Source organism: Bacteroides sp. RCH18 (assembly GCF_058231005.1).
Genome location: NZ_JBIPTC010000001.1, coordinates 710,783 through 734,351, shown reverse-complemented (window position 1 = coordinate 734,351; position 23,569 = coordinate 710,783). Strand labels below are relative to the sequence as shown.

Here is a 23,569-nt window from a genome sequence, read left to right as displayed (position 1 = left end):
AAAAAGAACGAATGAATTTACCAGAAGTCTCTGAAAAACTAATCGAACAACTGAATCACGGTAGCACCAAAGCATTTGATAAAATTTATCATACGTACTATTTATACCTGTGTGCGATAGCTGTTTACTACGTACATGACAAGAGAGTCGCCGGTGAAATAGTCAATGATGTCTTCGTTTCTTTCTGGCAGAATCGCCACCATATCACTTATCCTGCCCTTCCGTATCTTCGTCGGGCTATTCAGAATGCAAGTATCAGTTATTTGCGGTCTTCCGCTTTTAATGAGCGTATGATGACCGAGCAGATGGAGGAAATATGGGCTTTTCTTGAAAATCATATTCTTTCTTCCGACAATCCGTTACAGGCATTGGAAAGCAGCGAAATGAACGAGATCATTCTGCGGAAAGTAGAGGAGCTCCCTGCCAAATGCCGTGCTGTTTTTAAGGCAAGCCTGTATGAAGGCAAGTCGTACAGTGAGATTGCGGAAGAGCAGAATATTAATGTCGCCACCGTCAGGGTGCAGATGAAAATTGCGCTGACTAAATTGCGCGAATCCCTTGGTACTCCCTATATGATAGCTATTTTGATGTTTCTCTAAAAAAAAAACGGTTTTCTTTTAAACGTTTCTTTTTTTATTGCGTATCTAGTTATATACACCCATAGAAAAAGAACGGTTTATGATAGAATATTACGATAAAGAAGAACTGGAATTACAGATTAGTAATTATTTGTCGGGCAATAGCACCGATGAAGAAAAAGAAACGTTGCTTGCCTTTCTGGCTTCCAATGAAGAAGCTGCCCGGACTTTCCGGGAAATGTCTGCCGTATGGGCACTTTCTTCCGTGCCGTCGTTTGCAGAAATAGAAAATTCCAATTTAGTGCAGATAAAGGAGAGAATGACTGCTCCTGTCTCTTCGAAGCCTGTCCGGAAACTGATACCTGTCTGGCTGAAAGTGGCTGCCGCCGTTATTCTGCTGATCGGCTGCAACTATTTCTGGTATACGTATACGGAAAATCTGACGGAAGTATATACGAATGCCGATTCTCCTTACGAAATCAAGGTTCCTGCCGGATCGAGAACGAATATCGTTCTTCCTGACGGGACGGAGGTTTCTCTGAATGCAGGTTCTGTATTGCGCTATCACCGTGGTTTCGGTATCCGCGAACGTAATGTGACGCTGGATGGCGAAGGATACTTCAAGGTAGCGAAAAATGCAGAGGTTCCCTTCTTTGTGAAGACGAACGATGTGCAGGTGCAGGTAGTCGGCACGGTATTCAATGTCCGTGCTTATGATGACGATAATTATGTGATGGTGTCTCTGCTGGAAGGCAGGGTGAATTTATCGGCGTCTGCTAATTCCGTAATGAAATTATTCCCCAATGAACAGGCACTGTATAACAAGAACACCGGACGCATGGAAAAGCTGAAGACCAATGCAAGTAAAGCCTGCGACTGGCTGGACGGCGGGCTGACCTTCGAGAATGCTTCGTTCGCTGATATTGCCCATCGTCTGGAACGTAAATTCCAGGTGAAGATCAGCATAGAAAGCGAACGTCTGAAGGCCGAACACTTCTCCGGTTCCTTCGACAGCAATCAGAATATTTATGATATATTACGCGAAATCAACGTTGAGAAACAATACACGTGGAAAGTCAGTGGTGACACCATCTTTATTACCGATAAAAGAAAGGGGGTAAGATAAAAGAAAGAAGAAAAAACATGGACACAGCCGATAGATATACCGGTAGTCCGCAGCTACGATAAATAACTATATGTTAACCTTTAATAGTGAAAAAAATGAGATTGATAATAAGAAAAACATTATTGATGTTTCTGCTTTTGTCCCTAAGTAATGTCCTGATCGGTTTTCAACTTTCAGCGCAGGAACAAAACAAGAAGTTCAGTGTCAAAGCAGATAACGTTACTTTGAAAGAAGCCATTGAAGTAGTCAGGAAGCAGGGAAATTATTCTTTTCTGATTCGCAATAACGATATTGACTTGAACAAGAAAGTCTCTGTGAACGTGGATAACGGGACGATTCATGACGTGATGGCCCAACTGCTGACCGGTACGGGTATCAGTTATGAAGTAAACGGAAACCGGGTGGTCATATTCCATGCCGCAGTGCCTGAAAAGGAACAGGGAAAAGCGTTTGTCCTGAAAGGCAAAGTGACCGATCCTTCGGGTGAAGGAGTGATCGGTGCCAATGTGAAAGTGCTGAATTCTACGGAAGGCACGATCACGGATATGGATGGAAACTTCTCTCTGTCGGTGACTCCGAATGCACGTTTGTCCGTGTCTTATATCGGATATGCTACGCAGGAAGTCGTCGTCAAGAATCAGACTCCTTTGCACATTGCTCTGAAAGAAGACAGCCGTCTGATTGACGAAGTGGTGGTAGTAGGCTACGGTGTACAGAAGAAAGCGAATCTGACCGGTGCGGTAAGCAGCGTGAAGATGGATGAAGTATTGGGAGACCGTCCGGTAGCGTCGGTCAGCGATGCCTTGAAAGGTGCGATGCCCGGTTTGCAGATTACGGGTAACTCCGGTAGGCCGGGAGAGGAAATGAGTTTCAATATCCGTGGTGTCAACAGTCTGGATAAGAATGGCAAACCGTTGGTGCTGGTGGATAACGTAGAAATGGATATCAACATGCTCGATCCGAATGATATTGAATCTGTAACGGTCTTGAAAGATGCTGCCTCTTCGGCTATCTACGGGGCACGTGCCGCATTTGGCGTCATTCTGATTACGACAAAGAAAGGATCGGATTCAACCAGACTTTCCATTAATTACTCTAATAATTTCTCATTTAGCAGACCTGCCAATATGCCTCGCAAGGCAACACCGCTTCAGACAGTGCAGGCTTATAAAGACATGGGAACCATCAACTATCAGAGTGGACAGAATGTGGATACGTGGCTGGATTTATTGAAAGAATACAATGCCAATCCTTCGGCTTATCCCGATGGGTATGCAATGGTGGACGGATTGCGCTATAGTCTGGCGGAAACCAATCTGTTTGATGACATGATGGAGACCGGTTTCCAACAGACGCACAATCTTTCTGTAGGTGGCGGCACGAAAGATATATCTTATCGTTTCTCTTTCGGTATGGTCGATGAGAATGGAGTGCTGGCCTCGGACAAGGATGCGTATAAACGTTACAATGTGTCTTCTTATATCCGTTCGGACGTATTCTCATGGATTACTCCGGAACTGGATATCAAATACACGAACTCGAAATCAGAATTGCCGGAGACTTCGGGAGGATATGGAATCTGGGGAGCTGCCGTTGCCTTCCCGTCTTATTTCCCTACCGGAACAATGAATATCGACGGAGAAGAGCTGCCGATTAATACTCCCCGAAATCTGATCAGTCTCGCTTATCCGACGACTATCCAGAAAAACAATATCCGTATCTTCGGAAAGGTGACGATTACTCCTTTGAAGAACGTCAAACTGGTGGGTGAATATACGTACAACCATCTGAGTAATGAAAAGACCAAGTTTGAAAAGAAGTTCTATTATGCCCACGGAGGTAACTTTGTGAAAGAGACTTCGACGGCAAACTCTAAATATGAAAACTCCAACGGCATTACCGATTATAATGCCCTGAACTTCTACGGAAATTACAATAACACATGGGGCAAGCATGAAGTCACCGTGATGGGAGGTTTCAATCAGGAGAGCAGTGACTATCGCTATGCGGAAATGTCGCGTATGAACATGATTAACGAAGACCTTCCTTCCATATCGCAGGCTACGGGAGATTATTTTGCCAAAGATAAATTCGAACGCTATACGGTAAGAGGATTGTTCTATCGTATCAACTACTCCTTTGCCGGCAAATATCTGATTGAGACGAACGGACGCTATGACGGCTCTTCCAAATTTCCGAAAAACAGCCGCTTCGGTTTCTTCCCTTCCGTCTCTGCCGGATGGCGTGTGAGCGAAGAAGCGTTTATGAAACCGTTGACATCCGTATTGTCTAACTTAAAATTGCGTGCTTCGTGGGGTAATATCGGCAATCAGAGTATCACTCCATACGCTTATATTCCGGGTATGGATGCCGAGCAGGCTTACTGGACCGTTTCGGGTATCAAGGTTACTACCCTTAAACCAGCCGCATTGGTCAGTAATAGTTTTACCTGGGAGAAAGTGACGACTGTCGATGTCGGTTTTGATCTGGGTTTATTGAACAACAGGCTGAATCTTGTATTCGACTGGTATCGTCGTGATACGAAAGGTATGCTCGCTCCGGGAGCGGAATTACCGGCTGTGCTGGGTGCAAGTGCTCCTTTGCAGAATACCGCCGATCTTCGTTCCAAAGGATGGGAGATCACTGTAGACTGGAATGATCAGATCGGAAAAGTGAAATATAATCTGGGCTTCAACCTTTATGATGCTAAAACCAAGATTACCAAGTATAATAACGAGACAGGTCTCTTCGGCAAGGATAAGAACGATAAAGATACTTACCGTGTAGGCATGGAACTGGGTGAAATCTGGGGATATGTTACCGACCGCCTGTATACTGTTGATGATTTCGATGCCGATGGCAAGCTGAAAGCAGGTATTCCAAAAGTGGAAGGCTACAATCCGAATCCGGGTGATATCCTGTATAAAGATCTGGATGACAACGATATTATCAACGGAGGCACAAGTACGACAAAAGATCCGGGCGACCGTAAGATCATCGGTAATAGTACCCGTCGTTATCAGTATGGCATCCACGGTGGTGCAAGCTGGAAGGGGTTCTCTTTATCTTTCCTGTTGCAAGGAGTAGGCAAACGTGATTTGTGGATTATGAATGACTTGTTCTATCCGCACTATGACGCATGGACGACGGTATATGACACACAACTGAATTACTGGACGCCGGAACGCACAGACAGCTATTTCCCCCGTTTGTATGAGAAAGCTGCCGGAAATACAGCTGCCAATACACGTATTCAGACCCGTTATCTGCAGGATGGTTCCTACCTGAGTATCCGGAACATCACCTTATCTTATAATTTCCCGTCCAAGTGGATGGCTAAGATCGGTGTCAATAATCTGGCTGTCTTCTTTAGCGGTGAGAATCTTTATACATTCGATCATTTGCCGAAAGGACTCGATCCGGAACGTTCGGTAACGGATGACCTGGGACAACGTGGTTTTACCTATCCGTATATGCGGCAGTATTCGTTTGGTATCAACCTTTCATTCTGATTGTTTCACTATTTAAAAGAGTAATTATTATGAAGAAATATATACTGGGTACGGGCATTAGTCTCTGTTTGCTGATGTCGTCTTGTTTGAATGACTCTTTTCTGGAAGTTTATCCGAAAGGACAACAGACGGAAGCGACAGTCTTTACTACCTATGATAACTTTAAAACGTATGCATGGGGATTATATAATGTATTCTTCGGATATACGTATGATACGGGGCAGACGGACGAAATATTCCGCGGAGATTTTGAGTCGGACAATATGATCAAAGGTTTGTCCGGATATGAAGGGCAGTGGGCATACCAGAAGGCGAAGGCGACAGATGAAGCCAAGGAATGGGATTACGACTATATCCGCCGGGTAAATCTGATGCTGGACAATATCGACGGTTCGCAGATAAATGATACGGAGAAGGAGCACTGGCGCAGTGTCGGCTATTTCTTCCGTTCATATAAATACTTTCAGATGCTTTCCCGCTTTGGAGATATCCCCTGGGTGGAGAATGCGTTGAAAGAAGACAGTCCGGAACTGTACGGCAAACGGGATAGTCGCGATCTGGTGGCTTCGAATATCCTGTCCAATCTGAAATATGCGGAGACACATATCGGTGCGGACGATGGCAAAAACACCATTGGTATATCTGTGGTGCAGGCACTTATTTCCCGTTTTGCCTTGTTCGAGGGTACTTGGCGGAAGTATCATGGATTGTCTGATGCCGAGACTTACTTGAAAGAATGTGTACGTGCGTCGGAAGAAGTCTTGAAGGTTTATCCGAATGTGCATCCACAGTATGACGAGCTTTTCAATTCGGAATCTTTGGATGGGGTGACGGGTATTATCTTGTATAAAGCCTATGAAACCGGTCAGTTGATGCATGGCCTGACACGTATGGTGCGTACCGGTGAATCTTATATTGAGGCGACAAAGGATGCGGTAGACAGTTATCTGTGTACGGATGGTCATCCGGTAAGTACTACCACCAGTCGGTATGGCGGTGATAAGGAGATTTGTGGACAGTTCCGCGACCGTGATTACCGGTTGTATCTGACGATATGTCCTCCCTATATGGTAAAGAAAGAAAATGGTCCGAGCACGGCTGACTGGAAATATACGGATGATGCGCAGGACAGAGAGTTTATAGATCTTCTTGCTACAATCTCCGGTGAGACTTATCATCGTTTGCCGTCTTCCAACTTCAAAGGATTCACGGTGCAGGGGCAGCCGCACTTCAAGAATCAGAACTGGGGACAGGGCTGGAATGCTTCTCAAATGGGATTCTGGGTATGGAAGTACTATAATACGCATACCGTAGCTACCAATGCCAACGGAGTGAATACAACGGATGCGCCTTTGTTCCGTGTAGGAGAGGTGATGGTGAATTATGCCGAAGCCATGTGCGAATTAGGTAAGTTTGATCAGACGGCGGCCGATAAATCCATTAATAAACTTCGTGCACGCGGACATGTAGCGAAAATGACGGTCGAAGACATTACGGATGATTTTGATACGGCCCGTGATCCTTCCGTTCCTGCTCTTCTGTGGGAGGTACGCAGGGAGAGACGTGTGGAACTGATGGGGGAAGGATTCCGTCTGGACGACCTCCGCAGATGGAAGAAAGGAGACTATGTCAATAAACGCCCGTTGGGAGTATATGTGACGGGAGCTTCGGCTAAAAATCTGAAAGTGACCGGCGGACCGAACAATGACGAAGGATATGTCTACTTCTTTGACGCTCCGCTCGGATGGCAGGAACATTATTACCTATATCCGCTGCCTCTGAAGCAATTGGCACTGAATACGAATCTGGAACAGAATCCGGTATGGACTAAATAATTTTTTGAGTAAAAACAGAGGCAAGACCTGTAATATTTTGTATATTGCAGGTCTTGAAAATTTAAACTATAAAATGAAGAACGCTATTTCGGTAAAATATACCCTTTTTTGCGGGACAGCTTGCTGTATGGCCTCTGATGTGCAGGCGCAGCGCACTGTCTCCGATGTTTCCAGAATGAATGTTCTTTTTCTGATGGCTGACGATATGCGTCCCGAACTGGGTTGTTACGGAGTGGAGACGGTCAAGACTCCGAATATGGATCGTCTGGCATCGAGCGGAGTCTTGTTTCAGAACGCATATTGCAATGTTCCGGTGAGTGGCGCTTCCCGTGCCAGCCTCTTGACAGGCGTATATCCTCACTATCCCGATCGTTTTGTGAATTTCTCGGCTTATGCCAGCAAGGATTGTCCGGAGGCGATACCTCTTTCCGGATGGTTTACAAAGAATGGTTATCATACGGTTTCGGATGGCAAAGTTTTTCACCACATGAGCGATCATGCTGCATCGTGGAGCGAACCTCCCTACCGGAATCATCCGGATGGATACGATGTCTATTGGGCGGAATATAATAAATGGGAACTTTGGATGAACTCAGAATCAGGCAAGACGATCAATCCCAAGACTATGCGCGGACCGTTTTGCGAGTCAGCGGATGTTCCGGATACGGCATACGATGACGGAAAACTGGCGGAACGTGCCATTCGTGACTTGCGGCGTATGAAAGAGATGAACAAGCCGTTTTTCCTGGCTTGCGGATTTTGGAAACCTCATTTGCCGTTTAATGCCCCGAAGAAATATTGGGATTTGTATAAGCGGGAAGAGATACCTTTGGCTCCCAACCGTTTCAGACCGGAAGACTTGCCGGAACAAGTCCGTAATTCGAGTGAGATATATGCTTATGCACGGGTGACTGATACAAGTGATGCTGATTTTCAGCGGGAAGTGAAGCATGGATATTATGCTTGCCTGAGCTATGTGGATGCACAAATCGGAAAAGTGCTGGACGCTCTGGATGAGTTAGGCCTGGCGGAGAATACGATTGTGGTACTGTTGGGAGATCACGGCTGGAATCTGGGCGAACATGCTTTTGTGGGTAAACATAATCTGATGGACCGTTCTACTCATGTGCCGTTGATTATCCGTGTGCCCGGAATGAAAAAAGGAAAGACCCGGTCGATGGTTGAGTTTGTAGATTTGTATCCTACTTTGTGCGAGTTATGTCAGATACCACAACCTGCAGAGCAGTTGGATGGACAGAGCTTTGCGAAAGTATTCAGCAACCTGAAGGCTAAGACGAAGGATGAAGTCTATATTCAGTGGGAAGGGGGAGACAATGCGGTTGACCAACGTTTTAGTTATGCCGAATGGATGAAAGGGGACGTAAAGAAAGCAAGTATGCTGTTCGATCATCGGATAGATAAAGAAGAAAACAAAAATAGAGTCAATGAGAAAAAATATAAGAGTAAAGTTGAATCACTCTCTTCTTTTATCAAAGTGAAGAAATCATCATTAAAGAAATAATATGAGAACACCAATTATGTCATGCTGCCGCTTGATGGCAGCTGTTTTATTCCTGTTTTGCAGTATGCCGCTCTTTGCTCAGCGGCAGGATATTTTATTAAACGACAACTGGAAGTTCCGGTTCTCGCATCAGGTGCAGAAAGGGTCGGAAATAAGAGTAGATCTGCCCCATACCTGGAATGCGCAGGATGCTTTGTCCGGAAAGATCGACTATAAACGGGGAATCGGTAATTATGAAAAGAAGCTGTTTATTCGTCCCGAATGGCAAGGCAAGCGTCTTTTCCTTCGCTTCGAAGGCGTGAACAGTATAGCAGATGTATTTATCAATCGCCGTCATATCGGCGAACATCGTGGAGGATACGGAGCTTTTGTCTTTGAAATAACCGGAGAGGTGAATTATGGAAAAGAGAACTCTATATTAGTGCGGGTGAATAATGGAGAACAACTGGATGTGATGCCTTTGGTGGGTGACTTTAATTTTTATGGCGGTATTTACAGGGATGTGCATCTGCTGATCACTGATGAGGCATGTATTTCTCCTTTGAATTATGCTTCTCCGGGAGTTCGTCTGATACAGGATAGTGTCAGTCATCAATATGCGAAAGTAAGGGCGGTCGTTGATTTGGCAAATGGCAATAACGCCGGTCAGGAAGTAGAACTAGGTGTCCGTTTGCTGGATGGTCAAAAAGTGGTGGCGGAGCAGAAACAGACACTTTCTCTTGCCGGGAATGCAGCTTTGCAGCAGGAACTTACACTTGAGATAAATAATCCTCATCTGTGGAATGGTCGTCAGGACCCGTTCCTTTATCAGGCGGAGGTATCCTTGTCGAGAGGAGGGCAGTTGGTAGATTGTGTGACGCAGCCTTTAGGACTTCGTTATTATCGGATTGATCCGGATAAGGGATTCTTTTTGAATGGTAAGCATCTGCCTCTTCACGGTGTTTGCCGGCATCAGGACAGGAGTGAGGTGGGTAATGCTTTACGTCCTCAGCATCATGAAGAAGATGCAGCCCTGATGCTGGAAATGGGAGTGAATGCGGTTCGGCTGGCACATTATCCGCAAGCTACCTATTTCTATGATCTGATGGATAAGAATGGGATTATTGTCTGGGCAGAAATACCTTTTATCGGTCCCGGAGGATATGATGATAAAGGATTTGTTAATCTGCCTTCTTTCCGTGCCAATGGGAAAGAACAGCTGAAGGAGCTGATCCGCCAACATTTTAATCATCCTTCCATCTGTGTATGGGGGCTGTTCAATGAACTGCTTGAATCCGGCGATAATCCGGTGGAATATATCAAGGAATTAAATGAGCTGGCGCATCAGGAAGATACTACCCGCCCTACCACTTCGGCAAGTAATCAAATGGGTGACTTGAATTTTATAACAGATGCCATTGCATGGAATCGGTACGACGGATGGTATGGAGGCACCCCGGCCGATTTAGGACGCTGGCTGGACGGTATGCATAGAGATCATCCGGAAATTCGTATTGCCATCAGTGAGTATGGTGCCGGTGCCAGCATTTATCATCAGCAGGATTCGTTGGTAAAATCCGTGCCAAACAGTTGGTGGCATCCGGAGAATTGGCAGACCTATTATCATATAGAGAACTGGAAAGCGATTTCTGCCCGTCCTTATATATGGGGTAGCTTTGTATGGAATATGTTTGATTTCGGTGCGGCTCACCGTATGGAAGGCGATCGTCCGGGAATTAATGATAAGGGGCTGGTTACCTTTGACCGGAAAGTACGTAAGGACGCGTTCTATTTCTATAAAGCTAACTGGAACAAGGAAGAACCTGTGCTTTATTTGGCCGGAAAACGTAACACCGTACGTTCCCGACGCCTGCAAACGATTACTGCATTCACTAATCAGCCTGGGGCGGAACTGTTTGTCAATGGAAAAAGCTATGGTAAGGCAATGCCGGATCAGTATGCTACTTTGGAATGGAAGAATGTGGAGTTGCAGCCGGGAGAGAATGAAATAAAAGTAGTTTCTATCAATAAAAAAATAAAATTGACGGATAGTTTCCGCTGCAAACTATAGCATAATACAATGGAAAGCATTACCTTTACGGACTATGTGTAAAGAAATGATAAATTCAATTGATATACAAATCAGAGAGACCAATACAGATGATTTCGATAGTATAATGACTGTTGAAAAACAAGCGTTTGGCTATGATAAAGAAGCACAGTTGGTAGCCGACCTGTTGGCTGACAAAACTGCAGAACCAATGGTTTCGTTGCTCGCTTTCTACAAAGGTGAGGCTGTCGGACACATTCTCTTCACCAGAGCCTATTTTGATGGTCAGGGAGCACAACAGATGATGCACATTCTTGCACCTTTAGCTGTCAAACCGGAATATCAACGGCAGGGTATAGGCGGAATGCTGATACGGGCAGGCATAGAGAGGTTGCAGGAAAAAGGTTCGTGCCTTGTGTTTGTATTGGGGCATAAAGAATATTATCTGAAATATGGTTTTATACCGGATGCAGCCAGGCTGGGTTATCCTGCTCCTTACCCGATACTGGAACAGTTCTCGGATTATTGGATGGTTCAGGCAATCAGTCCGAAAGGATTTGATGTGGATAAAGGAAAGATCAGGTGTTCGGATGAGTTGAACAAACCTGAACATTGGAGAGATGATGAATCGGACAGATAGTTCTCTGATAGTAGTTTGTTAAAATAGAGGAAATATATAAAGATTTAGGTAGCTTTATTAGTGCACCTAAATATAAGACTTATTTTTGTGTGGGGCTGTCCAAAATCGGACAGCCCCTTTTTTAGATGTATTAGTATTTTCTATTATCTTTCATCGACTTTCTCCATCTCTTAAAAGCCCTCATCAGGCTATCTTCTTCCACTGTACCTACCATATTATAATGTTCCACAAAAAGTTCCATCGAGCGTTTGAACATGATTCCGTTTTTGAATTTATTCTCCAGCAGAAATTCATAGAGTTCCGACCTCATTTCCACTTCGATTTCCTTTTCTAAGATTAATGCGCTTTCCTGCCCGATATAATTATATACTTCCGGATTCTTTCCGTAGGCTGGATTGGGCAGTACAAACGTGATATTTCCTGTTTCTTTCCAGGATACTTTGGATGGATGTGGGACGGATAACTGATAGAGAAAATGATAGATGGGAGTGATGTGTGAGAGATGGATAGGAACCGGTTTTCGGAGAGAGGCTGACGAAGAAGGCGAGGAGCGACTTTCGGATTCGGGTTCTAGACTTTGTGCGTAGCGTACGTACATATACCTCGCCAGATACGGCTTGATGGTAATCGTAACTGTAACCATGGGATTTTAATTCTTGATTGTAAATAAATATTATATGCATCAGACCGCTTCGGGCCATGAATTCCGTTTTGTTTGTTGAGAAAAATCCCATAGGTTGCGGGGACGGAATTCTGCTTTTATAAGAAATTGAAAATCAAATAGTTACAAATGTCTCTTTTTGGTTTAAAACCAAAGGGCCGTTCCTTTAAAACCAACGCCCCGTTTCTTTAAAACCAAGAGGGTATTTCTCGGTGAGAAACGGAGGTATTGGTTAAAACCGAAGTGCAAAGCTAGAGTGAATATTCGTATTTTTCAAAATGGATGAATTGTTGTTTGATAATATAATGTAAAGATGTATGATTTATTCCTCTACTTGTTTAATTTGCGCGCACATGCGTATGAAATGGTGTTAATAAATAGTACATAATTGGCATATGGCATTTTTAACGAAATTTATTACAGCGGTGTCTTTCTGTTGTGTCATCTATTGCTTGTCTATCCTTTTATAACTTGCTCACAACCTTTATTTTGTATTCACAAACAATCCCTAGCTATGCCTGTTTGAGAAAGCACGTGCATAACGTATGGATTAAAATCATGAAATTATGGATAAAAAAGAATTAACGAAAGATGAATTTGTGAAAGAAGGAAAAAAGATGCACTATTTTTCTGAGTGTATGTCGTTTTTCATCAGAGAGTTAGAGGGTGCTGGCAAATATGCTGCTGTACATACTTACACTTGTACGCTTCACTCTTTTACGGAGTTTTTAGGTGGTGAGGCAGTGAAGGCTTCCATAAACGAAATTTTTACTCCGGGCAATCTGAAATCCTATCAAGAGTGGCTTTTAAATAAAGCATTGAGTTGGAACAGTATTTCTACTTATATGCGTACTTTGCGTGCAGTAGTAAACCGCATATTTCCTCCGGGCAGTCCTGGGCATATTCCGGGACTATTTGACAATGTATATACGAAAGTAGAGTCTCAAACCAAACGTGCATTGACCGGGAGGCAGATGCAGACTTTGTTGTCTGTGGATTTCAGGGGAGTCTCCATTGAACTGCGTCGCGCTTTAGGTTACTTCCGTTTGATGTTTCTTTTCCGTGGCATGCCTTTTATTGATCTGGCGCATTTGCGTAAGCGGGACGTACAGGGTAATGTGATCATTTACTGTCGCCATAAAACGGGCAGACGGCTGACGGTACGTATCCCTAAAGCTGCTTTATCGCTATTGAAAGAGTTCTCAGATAAAAATTCGGATTCCATTTATCTGTTTCCTATTTTAGAAGGAAAATTACAGAACGGCGGGGAACTTCACCGATCTTATCAGAGTGCTTTATGTCGGTTCAACAAACAGTTGGTACAGTTGTCCTCACGGCTTCTTTCAGGTGTTAAAGTGAGTTCTTACACAGCACGCCATACATGGGCTACTCTATCTTTTCATCTAGGAACTCCTGTCGGGATTATCAGTGCAGCACTAGGACATTCTTCTGTTCGTGTGACGGAAACTTACCTAAAGCCTTTTGAAAATGAGCGGGTGGATAAAGCGAATGACAAACTAATTACTTCTGTGATAAAATGTAAACAGGAAAATAGTAGTGAATTTAATTTGCTGTATGATAGTTGATTATGTGGTAAATTACTTACCAAGTAATGGAGTATTTCCGGCGGTAAAGTTGAATATATTTTTCCATTAAACCAAATAAAACGCTAATTTTTATGTCAAGGCGCTAAAAAATCTTCATAAACAGAGACACAAACCCAGAAAACACAATATTGCCCACCGCTACCACTAGAAAAGTGCATAAAGCCTGCCATCCATCTTTGACTCTTCAAAAACGGATTGTACTTTTATTTACCTAATGTATAAGTAAAGTGTCTTTTTTTAATCGACAGTCACTTGGAAAACTCCTTTTCCCATAGTTCTGATAGCATAGTTACCATTACTTGGTAAGTAATGGATTTTAGCTATGAATGAATATCAACTTTACAGCAAACAATAACAAATAAAAAACAGGTTTATGCTTACATCCTTAACACAAACAGCTATCGCCCTTCTCTACGATATTTCTAATGGTGGAATTCTTTGTCGTTTGCAAGAGTATTCTTCTTATCAGCAAGAATTACCCACTTTGTTATTTAAGCTCGAAAGGGCCGGATTAATCAGTCTCAAAGAAGGTTGCATTCCAGGATTAATGGATTCTTATCGTTTGACTCGTCCCAGTTACGAGATTTCTCTTTTAGACATTTTGGAATCCATAGGGGAGCATTTGAATTGCAATCATCCCACTCGTGAAGAAATGTACAGTTGTTATCGTCGTGCTGCCAATAAACTAGGCGTGATTAATCATATAACGCGTATTTATCTTTCTGATATTCGTTTGGTCGACTTATAAGGAGGATTATTAATGACTAACGATATTATTCAGTTATATATGAAAAAAGATTTGTTTAAGATATTATTCTTTATCTGTTGCTTTCTTTCTGTATCGCTTAGGGTTAATGCTCAAGAGAAACGGCCGACAGTCCTTTATTTTCGCTTTGACAAGGCTGTGGTAGACAGTGGGTATATGGATAATATTTACAGTCTCCGTCATCTGGATGAAGTGTTTTCTGACACGATCAGGACCTTATTGATCGATTCAATAAACATTCTTTCATTCGCTTCCCCTGATGGTAAATGTTTGTATAACAAACAATTGACGGAACGTCGTTCGTTCGCTGTGAAAGGTTATCTTCTCAGAAAATATCCATACTTGAACGAAGACTGTATTCACTCTTGCCCCCAAGGCGAGAACTGGAATAAACTTCGTCGTCTGATAGTGGCAGACAAGCAACTGCCTGCCCGTGAAGAAGTGCTGCGAATCATTGACAATACTCCTGATAATGACCGTTGCAAGGTTTTGCTGCGTAATCTTCACAAAGGCGTTCCTTATCGTTATATTCAAGGATGGTTGTCGCAATACCTGCGTAATGCTGCCGTCTGTGTCGTATGGTTACGTGCAGATAGTTTGTCTACATTGCCAGGACCTGTCAATCCATGTACGGCAATAGTGGACAAACCGCAAGTTATGTTAAATCCTGTATCGGTAGTAAAGGAGTCTTTTATAACAAAGCGTCAGCTATTCGCTCTGAAAACCAATTTACTTTTCGATGCTGCAATGATGCCGAATATAGAGATAGAAGTTCCGATAGGCAACTGCTGGTCCATCAACGCGGAGTATATGTTTCCTTGGTGGGTATTTGACAGCGACAGATATTGTATGCAGATACTTATGGGAGGGTTGGAAGGGCGCTATTGGCTAAGTAGCCGTAAAAAACGTCAACAGTCAGAAGTGCTGACCGGTCATTTTTTCGGTCTTTATGCCGGGGGTGGTAAGTATGATCTCCAATGGGACGATAACGGCTATCAGGGTGAATTTTTTATTGCCGCAGGCATCAGCTATGGCTGGGCGACCCGCATTGCCAACAACTTACGACTGGAGTTTAACATTGGTATCGGTCTGCTTCGTACCGATTACCGTCATTACCATGCGCGTGACAATTATCAGACATTACTTTGGCAGGAGAATGGCAGATATACTTGGTTCGGACCTACAAAAGCTAAAATTTCGTTCGTATGGCTGCTGAACCATAAGGTGAAGAAAGGAGGCGCAAGATGATTCGAACTATTGAAAATGGAAAGTTAAGAAATAAAGGTGTTTTGTATGGTGTATACGGGTGGCATATGCTGTTTTTCCTCTTATTGTTGGCGCTATGTTCTTGCGAGCGTCGCGAACTGACCTATTACGAAGTGTCTGAAATAACCGTGATGGCGGACTGGAACGATTCTGGCCTGAACGAAGACGAACAACAATATGGCGCTACCGCTATATTCTATCCCCGTGGTGGTGGCGAGCCGAAAATATTTAGGATGGGAGATCGTTCGGGTGAAGTGGTTCGTTTACCGATGGGTGTCTACGATGCGGTTATTTTTAACCGTTCTTTTAATGATTTCGGTAATATATCTTTTCGAGGCACGAATGCCTACCGAACATTGGAAGCTTATGCCCGTAAAGTGGAAACGCGTAAGGACGATGCCTTCCGAACAGAAACTCGTATCATTGTATCCTCTCCCGATGAACTGGCTGTGGGAACACTAGAAGGTTTCACCGTGACGGAGGATATGCTGGGTAACTATAGCCAGATAACTTATGGTCGGGCAATACCTTCCCGTACTGCAGAAGATACACTGGATAAAGAGACTTTTACCGTTCGTCTGTGCCCGAAGAAATTGACTCGTGAAGTGGTCGCTGTACTTCATGTAGAAGGACTGAACAATATCCGTTCGGCAACTTGCCGTCTGGAAGGTGTGGCGGAATCCGTATTTCTCGCTACGGGTGAGGTATCCCCACATACCGTGATACAGGAATTCACCCCTTCGACTTCCGGATTTACTCCCGGATCCCCTTTCAACGGTACACTCACAGGTACGTTCGAGGTGTTTGGATTTCGAGCTTCCGGCAACCATCATTTATACCTTGATGCTTTGTTGGTAGATGGTAAAACCCGATATACGGACGATTACGATCAGGTAGAGGTGGAAGAAAAAGATAATGGCGGAGGAGAAATTTTTCTTCAGGTGGAAGTCACGACTGAAAAGATACCTGACGTGAAGCCCGAAGGTGGTTCCGGATCGGGTTTTGATGTAGATGTGGATGGTTGGGGTGATGAAGTCGGTACGGACATTCCTATCCAGTAATAATGGAAACAACAGATTAAAAACAATTAGTAAATAATGTATAATCACAAAAAAAATGAGACAATGAAAACGATTAATGTAATGATGACATTGCTTGCGGTCCTGCTGTTATCAGCCTGTTCGCAAAATGAAGTGACTGAAGTGAGTCCAGACGCTTACCCACAGGTCGGTTTTGGTGTGTACACCGGAGCATCTGTCCGTGGTGTTGACATGACCACAGAAAGTATGAAAGATGCTCCTACTGATGCTAACAAATATGGTGGCTTTGGCATCATGGCATATTTTACCGGACAGGACAACTTTGAGACGGCAAAGAACGAAGTTACCCCCAGCTATATGCACAATCAGATGGTGGAGTATGACAAAACAAATAGTGTTTGGACTTATAGCCCGGTGAAATACTGGCCCAATCGTCCGGGTGACAAGATATCCTTTTTCGCATACGCCCCTTATGAAAACGATTGGCAGAACGGAACGAAATCGGGAGTTATTCTCTCTGCTGCAAACGAGAAAGGTATTCCTTATATTAACTTTACTCTCAAGCCGGAAGATAAACTTGATAAAATGGTAGACCTTGTGGTAGCTAATGCACAAGACCAGTCATACAGTCCTGTAACGGGAGGAAAAGTCAGCTTTACATTTGAACATACACTTTCCCGCATTTCGTTCAAGGCACAACTGGGTGACGGTGATTTCACAGGTATGGATGGGACGAACAGTTTCGTCTATATCACTCGCATGTGGATTGTGGGGACAGATCATTCTGCTGCAGGCAGCAATCTGTCAATGATAGACACTGCATCGCCTGTCAATACCAATTCTAAATTCTATACAAAAGCTAAATGGTCACAGTTGCATTGGAACTACGGTTCGACGGATGCCACTATTGCTACGGCCGACTTTAGCCTTAACAAGATGCTGAATTTGGAGGAACCGGGTATTGTAGAATCGAATCCTGCCGCCGGACATGCCGGAGCCACCAAGGGGATAAGAATCACTAAAGATTCTCAGGGAACCGACAAGGCTGTTGCCTTGTTTCCTGACAAGCAATACCTGTATCTCATTCCTGTGGGCGATGATAATGCGGACGTAAGCTTGAATAATGGTTGTAAGAAAGGAGATATCAAAATCGGTTTCCATTATGATATTGTGACCAAGGACCAGACTACTGCAGGGCAATACGTTGCCAGTCATGCGGAAGCGTTTATTGACCTTCCTGCCGGACATTTGCAACGAAACAAGTCATATTTGTATACGCTTAAAATCAATCTGCACGAGATTAAGATTGACAAGGCGGAGGTAACGCCTTGGTCGGATTTGAAAGACGAAGCTACAATCGAATAATTATCAGCACAGGCCGGGCGGGGTTGAATGTTCCCTTCCCGGTCACTAAAAAATAAGAAGAAAACTACAAACAAAGACATGAAAGGAATGAAGCTTTTAACCACTATTGCTTTGACGAATGCCGCACTAGTTATGGCTGGTTGTACAGCAAACGAAGAAACGGAGGTTGTTCCCGTCCCACTTTCGTTTTCTACTTCTGTGAACACACCGACACGTGCAGCCACGGAACTGACTACGGACAACCTTACCTCTGCGGGGGTATTTGCCTATTTCACTCAGGGGGATTTTAATGCTAGTACGGCTATCCCTAATTTTATGTACAATCAGAAATTGGAGAAAAACGGTAGTACATGGACTTATTCGCCGGAGAAGTATTGGCCGAATAATGAAAGCGATAAAATTAGTTTCTTTGCGTATGCACCGCATAATATTCCTGAGGTTACAATTTCAGATAAGGCAAAAAAGGGTTGTCCTATATTAAATTATGAAAATATGAGTTGTGAGACTGACTTTTTAGTAGCAACTCCACTAATGAATCAGACTAAATCAAACGGTACACTCCAGTTTAAAATGGAACATCAACTTACTAAAGTCAGTTTTTACGCTAAAAATGGTGATGTTTCACCGGGAGAGAAGAAGATCACAAAATTAAGATTGGATGGCATTAGGAAAAAAGGAACACTTAATTTCAGTTCCACAGGATGTAGTTGGGGATTATCGTCTGACATAGAATATAAAGAACAAACAGGAAGTCTTGCTACTATTCCTGGGAATACACAAAAAGATGAAAAGGTTCGTTTGGCAACTTACTATCTGTTGCCGGAAGCATCGGATATAACTGTATCAATATCCTACAATATGTATGGTAATGTTGAAAGTGGCGATCCTCCTGTTGAAGAAAAAACGGTGACTGATATAAAACTGCCTGTTGATGCAGCGTGGGTGGCAGGGGAAGCTAGATCCTATATGCTGATTATAAAGAAAACCGGAGTGGAGATAGTTGAAATTAGTGATGTTGAATGGAGTGAGAATGATGCTCAGGATATTCGTCTGTTTGAAAGTACGGACGTAAAACTAGGTGATTATTATTATAGTGATGGAACAACAAGCGATGGTGGGTTGCGTGTGATGGTGAATGATGTTGCGCAGGAGTATACTGGCGAGGCACCTGATGGTAGTAAAACAGTTGTCGGAGTGGTTTTTTATGTAGGACGGCATCCGGAGGACAACGGTGTGTATGTAGACAAAAACGGAAATTCGATGGAGGTACATGGTTATGTAATAAACAAATCAGAAACAACAGACCGATATTATAATGGTCCGAGTTCTCTGATTGGCACTTATTTAAGTCAAACCGATTTTAATGGTTATTTCAATACGCAGAAGATGCAGGGACATACAGGATATAATAATCTGATGTCTTATATAAATGGTCTGGCTGGAGCTCCCGATATTACAAGTGGATGGTTCTTGCCATCAATAGGACAATTGGTTTATTTGAAAAGTAATTATAAACAAGGTATACATAAGAATTTTCAAAAGTGTGGATCTATTATGGGAAATGGTTGGCAGAAACTTTATTGGAGTAGCACTGAAGCTACTGCGGCAACTGCATTTTGTATTACTGATTGGAATACAGGAGGAATTGGTACAAAGAATAAATGGCAGTGCGCTCAGACACGTGCTGTTTTAGTTTTTTAATGATATGATTATGAAAAGAAAGTTGCTATACTTTATAATAAGTGGGTTGATTCCGTTATTTTGCAGTTGTAGCCATGAAATAGAAATAATAATGCGAGAATCGACTGTTCCGTTTTGTGTTGAAGTTCATGCTTCGAATTTTGTATCGGAACATGAGCTAGTGAATACACGTACATCGGAAGTGGGTTATACTACGACTTTTACTAATGGAGATAAGATAGGTATCACTATGGTTGCCGGAGGCTCCATAGTCGATGGAATGGATAATGTTTGTTATACCTATAATAACGGAAGTTGGGAACCTGACCCCAGTGTGTCTGGTTTATTTTACTATCCGGGAGTAACTTATCTGGCTTATTATCCTTATCAACCGATGACTATGAATGGGAAGATGAGTATAGCGGATATAAAGTCTACCTTCATTGCTTCCATGAATCTGGAACAAGATGAATATTCTGGTTATACTGCTGCTGATTTGATGACTTGTGAAGTTCAGTCATCTTCGTTAAACAGTGAGAATCCTAAATTGAAAATAGATTTTATTCGCCAAATGTCTTTAGTCATAATTCATCCACGTGGACAACATTATCAGACATCTGACGGTTATGATTTTTATGCGCCTCCTAAAGAAGTTACAACATTTCAGATTGGCTCTGTGACGGCTGCTTATCAGCCGGGAGATTGTACGTATCGTGCTATTGTTCCACCTGGCACGATTGATGTAACAATAAGCTATGTAACAACGGAAGATGTTACTTTGCAATATACAGGCACTCTGACTACTGCAGTTGGGAAGTACAATGAATTGTTATTGACTCCAGCGAGTCCGGCATTACCTTATATACTCTCCGTCGGCGATTATTTTTTCACTGATGGTGGGTTGCTACCCCATAATACAGCAACATTGACTGAAGCACATAAAAAGAATTGTGCAGGTCTTGTGTTTTATTCAGGCAAGCATGCCTCAGATAGCGGAACATATACGGATAAAAATGGTGGGGTAATGGATGTGCATGGATATGTAATTGTGGCTGCCCCGAAAATTTATTCATGTGCTTGGGGAAGTCAGGATACAGATCGGCCTGATGGAGTGGGAACTTCGAAGAATACGAGTGATTTTATGGGATATGATAATACTCAGAAAATAAAGACTAAAGCACTAACAAAGAATTCGGATGCTACGGCAACATCGGGATTATCGACTGATGCAAATAATAATTATCCGGCAACTTATTATGCTTTGTTTGTTTTTGAAAAAGACTGCCCTTCTCCCAAAGGATGCAGCGGTTGGTTTTTGCCGTCATACGGACAATTATCTGCAGTACGTTCTCAAAAAGATAAGTTGACGGAGAATCTGAATAAACTTGGTAGAAACACGTTGTTTACTAACAGGTATTCATGGACAAGTACCGAGACAGGATCGACAGGACAACATTCCTATGGGTACAATCTTAGCACTGGTAGTCCAAACTCTGCCGGGAAAGGGGCAGGATGGTATTCTCCTATTGCTACATTGGCGTTTTGAGACTTTCAGCTGTTGAATGGATATGAAAATCTGAGTACGATATAAAAGTCGTTGATGCAATCAACTTATTCTCTGCTATCGTACTCAGATTATTTTATTTAAAACTTCTTTTTTGGTTTCTTTATATGGGAAGAAACTTGTTTAAGGTTGATATTTAGGCTTGTTGCTTCCCTTCTTTTGTCCCTTTTCTCGTCTTAAACTAGCATTCTTATCTAAAAAAAACAGTTTCTGTATCTCCTGTTTACGATTTTACCTTGTCCTTTCATTCCCAATGAAGATGCCGCATCTTTGCACCGTTAACGTTAGCGAAGTAATAATCATTAGTATTTATCTTAAAAAGAAAGGACCAAAATTATGGCAATTAGATTTAGAAGAGTGTCTCGTTTGTGTGACCCTACCAACAAAGAATTAGGAAAGAAAGTGTATCCGGTAATCTCTTACCAATACGACACAAGTGTCACTCTGAAAGAAATTGCAAAAGAAATCTCCTTTAATTCGGGAGTAAGCGAGGGAACCACATTTAGTGTTTTAAAGGATTATCGTACCTTATTAAAGAAAAAATTGCTGGCGGGTCGTTCGGTAAATATCGAAGGACTGGGGTATTTTTTCCTGTCTGCCCAAAGTAAAGGGACAAAGAAAGCGGAAGACTTTACCGCAGCTGATATTCAAGGGTTACGCATCTGTTTCCGTGCTAGTTCGGACATTCGTCTGTCTACCGGAACATCAACTCGTTCGGATGGCTTGAAATTCAAAGATTTGGATCATATTAATAAATCGGATGTTATCGGAGGAAATCCGGATGACGGGAATGATGGAGAAAACCCGAATCCGGGTGGTGGATCGGGTGACGATGATGAAGCACCGGACCCGACAGTATAATGTGAAAAGTAAGGTAGCTCATTACAACAGAGTGATTATAAGGATGGGGCTTCGGCCTCATTCTTTCTTATAAGCTTTTCGAAAGCTAATTAAAGTCTCAACTTATCTACAAATAAATAAGAGTATGCAAATAACAACAATCTTTGCTTTTATTACTGCTATGGGCGGCCTGGAAGCAGTGAAATGGATAGTACGATACATCTCCTGTCGCAAGACGGATGCCAGAAAAGAGGAAGCTTCGGTCTGTAATCTGGAAGAAGAAAACCGACGTAAGAAGGTGGACTGGCTGGAAGATCGCCTGACTCAGCGGGATGAAAAAATAGATGGCCTCTATATCGAACTGCGTAAGGAACAGGAGGAGAAAATAAACTGGATACATAAGTGTCATGAAGTGGAGCTGATTCAAAAGGAATCTGAAGTGAAAAAGTGTGAGATCAGAGGATGCACCCAAAGAATGCCACCTTCGGATTATTAAATAATGACTAATATATGAATATCATGAGAAAAATAGATTCTATTATCATACATTGTTCGGCTACAAAAGTCGGGCAGGATTTTACAGCAGCAGATATTGATCGTTGGCATCGTGAACGTGGATTTAATGGTATAGGATATCACTATGTTGTCTGTCTGGACGGAAGATTGGAGAGAGGACGGGATATTTCTTTGGTGGGGGCTCATTGCAAAGGCTGGAATGAGCGTAGCATCGGGATATGCTATATTGGTGGGCTGGATGTAAACGGGCATCCTGCGGATACTCGGACGAATGCTCAGAAAAGGGTACTTTATCAATTGATCATGGATTTGCAGAAGGAGTATGGTATCCTTCAGGTTTGGGGACATCGGGACACTTCGCCGGATTTGAATGGAGATGGGGTAATTGAGGCTAATGAATACGTAAAGGTTTGTCCTTGTTTTGATGTGAAGGAGTTTCTGAGAAGTGGGAGGGAAGCCTTGTTTGTATGGTTGGTGGCTTTAATGATTCCTTTTTTGTGCTTGGGGTGCAGAGGTAAGAAGGAGATTGTCTGTAAGAGTCGGGAGGTTAAAATTGATTCGAGTTCTACGGTCGGGCGCAGGAACAGTTTGCTTCAGCAGGCTTTCATTTCGAGAAGTGATTCGGAAGTAGTGGAAGAGCATTGGGAACAGATCGTTTTCATATATCCTGTGGATACGACTTCGTCGGTTTCTGTGAAGATCATGAAGAATTCTCTTGACCGAAGGACAGGGAAGCTGCAGCAGGTGGTTGCCGGCAGTATGTCAGCGGAAGAAGATTCTCTGTCTTTGGAGTCCGGGGTAGAGTTCAGAACGAGTGAAGAGGTGAAGAAAACTGTTTCTGTGAAACGTGTCAATAGGTGGAAAAGAGGGATATTTATATTGGGGGGAATAGCTCTGATTTATGGTGGATGTAGATGGATGAGAAGATTTAAAGTATAAACCGACCTGTGAATTTCAACTTCCATCTTTTTTGTGTAATTCTGGAAGTCTTTTATAACCTCTTTATTTATAAGAGGTTTAAG

General features: G+C 43.0%; 18 protein-coding genes. 17 read left to right on the top strand and 1 reads right to left on the bottom strand.

Annotated elements, in window-relative coordinates:
• Positions 1–11 precede the first annotated feature (11 nt).
• The 7 genes from ACHLI0_RS02795 to ACHLI0_RS02765 all read left to right on the top strand — a co-directional run bounded on the left by ACHLI0_RS02795 (position 12) and on the right by ACHLI0_RS02765 (position 11,242).
• A complete protein-coding gene (locus ACHLI0_RS02795; RefSeq protein WP_055218065.1) occupies positions 12–599 on the top strand; it encodes an RNA polymerase sigma-70 factor in 588 nt (195 codons plus the stop codon).
• A 79-nt stretch (positions 600–678) separates the two neighbouring features.
• On the top strand, positions 679–1,704 hold the full coding sequence (locus ACHLI0_RS02790; protein WP_490748399.1) for a FecR domain-containing protein: 1,026 nt from the start codon (positions 679–681) through the stop codon (positions 1,702–1,704).
• A gap of 125 nt (positions 1,705–1,829) precedes the next feature.
• On the top strand, positions 1,830–5,216 hold the full coding sequence (locus ACHLI0_RS02785) for a TonB-dependent receptor (protein ID WP_490749546.1): 3,387 nt from the start codon (positions 1,830–1,832) through the stop codon (positions 5,214–5,216).
• Between the two features lie 29 nt (positions 5,217–5,245).
• Positions 5,246–7,051, top strand: coding sequence for a RagB/SusD family nutrient uptake outer membrane protein (locus ACHLI0_RS02780; RefSeq protein ID WP_490748398.1), 1,806 nt, complete (start codon positions 5,246–5,248; stop codon positions 7,049–7,051).
• Positions 7,052–7,124: 73 nt separating this feature from the next.
• A complete protein-coding gene (locus ACHLI0_RS02775; RefSeq protein WP_490748397.1) occupies positions 7,125–8,573 on the top strand; it encodes a sulfatase in 1,449 nt (482 codons plus the stop codon).
• Between the two features lies 1 nt (position 8,574).
• Entirely contained in the window at positions 8,575–10,623 is a 2,049-nt protein-coding gene (gene lacZ4, locus ACHLI0_RS02770; RefSeq protein ID WP_490748396.1) for a beta-glucuronidase LacZ4, read from the top strand.
• 46 nt (positions 10,624–10,669) lie between these two features.
• A complete protein-coding gene (locus tag ACHLI0_RS02765) occupies positions 10,670–11,242 on the top strand; it encodes a GNAT family N-acetyltransferase (RefSeq protein WP_490748395.1) in 573 nt (190 codons plus the stop codon).
• A gap of 130 nt (positions 11,243–11,372) precedes the next feature.
• Here the strand turns inward: ACHLI0_RS02765 and ACHLI0_RS02760 are convergent, their stop codons facing one another.
• Positions 11,373–11,885 (bottom strand): hypothetical protein, encoded by a 513-nt coding sequence (locus ACHLI0_RS02760; RefSeq protein ID WP_490748394.1) that lies wholly within the window; start codon positions 11,883–11,885, stop codon positions 11,373–11,375.
• Positions 11,886–12,469: 584 nt separating this feature from the next.
• Here ACHLI0_RS02760 and ACHLI0_RS02755 point away from each other — a divergent pair.
• The 10 genes from ACHLI0_RS02755 to ACHLI0_RS02710 all read left to right on the top strand — a co-directional run bounded on the left by ACHLI0_RS02755 (position 12,470) and on the right by ACHLI0_RS02710 (position 23,486).
• Positions 12,470–13,489, top strand: a complete 1,020-nt coding sequence (locus ACHLI0_RS02755) for a tyrosine-type recombinase/integrase (RefSeq protein ID WP_490748393.1) — start codon at positions 12,470–12,472, stop codon at positions 13,487–13,489.
• Between the two features lie 394 nt (positions 13,490–13,883).
• Positions 13,884–14,258 carry a hypothetical protein gene (locus ACHLI0_RS02750; protein ID WP_490748392.1) on the top strand — a complete coding sequence of 125 codons (375 nt, stop codon included), beginning with the start codon at positions 13,884–13,886 and terminating at the stop codon, positions 14,256–14,258.
• A gap of 174 nt (positions 14,259–14,432) precedes the next feature.
• Positions 14,433–15,524, top strand: a complete 1,092-nt coding sequence (locus ACHLI0_RS02745; RefSeq protein WP_490748391.1) for a DUF3575 domain-containing protein — start codon at positions 14,433–14,435, stop codon at positions 15,522–15,524.
• The gene (locus ACHLI0_RS02740) at positions 15,521–16,603 is read left to right on the top strand and encodes a DUF5119 domain-containing protein (RefSeq protein ID WP_490748390.1); all 1,083 of its coding nucleotides are present in this window, start codon (positions 15,521–15,523) and stop codon (positions 16,601–16,603) included. The genes ACHLI0_RS02745 and ACHLI0_RS02740 overlap by 4 nt, the downstream gene beginning before the upstream one ends.
• Positions 16,604–16,666: 63 nt before the next feature.
• A complete protein-coding gene (locus tag ACHLI0_RS02735; RefSeq protein WP_490748389.1) occupies positions 16,667–17,947 on the top strand; it encodes a fimbrillin family protein in 1,281 nt (426 codons plus the stop codon).
• Positions 17,948–18,025: 78 nt separating this feature from the next.
• Entirely contained in the window at positions 18,026–19,648 is a 1,623-nt protein-coding gene (locus tag ACHLI0_RS02730; protein WP_490748388.1) for a fimbrillin family protein, read from the top strand.
• A gap of 91 nt (positions 19,649–19,739) precedes the next feature.
• Positions 19,740–21,173, top strand: coding sequence for a fimbrillin family protein (locus ACHLI0_RS02725; RefSeq protein WP_490748387.1), 1,434 nt, complete (start codon positions 19,740–19,742; stop codon positions 21,171–21,173).
• 354 nt (positions 21,174–21,527) lie between these two features.
• Entirely contained in the window at positions 21,528–22,052 is a 525-nt protein-coding gene (locus ACHLI0_RS02720; protein ID WP_234117999.1) for an HU family DNA-binding protein, read from the top strand.
• Positions 22,053–22,176: 124 nt separating this feature from the next.
• Positions 22,177–22,527, top strand: a complete 351-nt coding sequence (locus tag ACHLI0_RS02715; protein WP_490748386.1) for a hypothetical protein — start codon at positions 22,177–22,179, stop codon at positions 22,525–22,527.
• A gap of 23 nt (positions 22,528–22,550) precedes the next feature.
• Complete coding sequence (locus tag ACHLI0_RS02710) at positions 22,551–23,486, top strand: N-acetylmuramoyl-L-alanine amidase (protein ID WP_490748385.1); 936 nt, start codon at positions 22,551–22,553, stop codon at positions 23,484–23,486.
• Positions 23,487–23,569 lie beyond the last annotated feature (83 nt).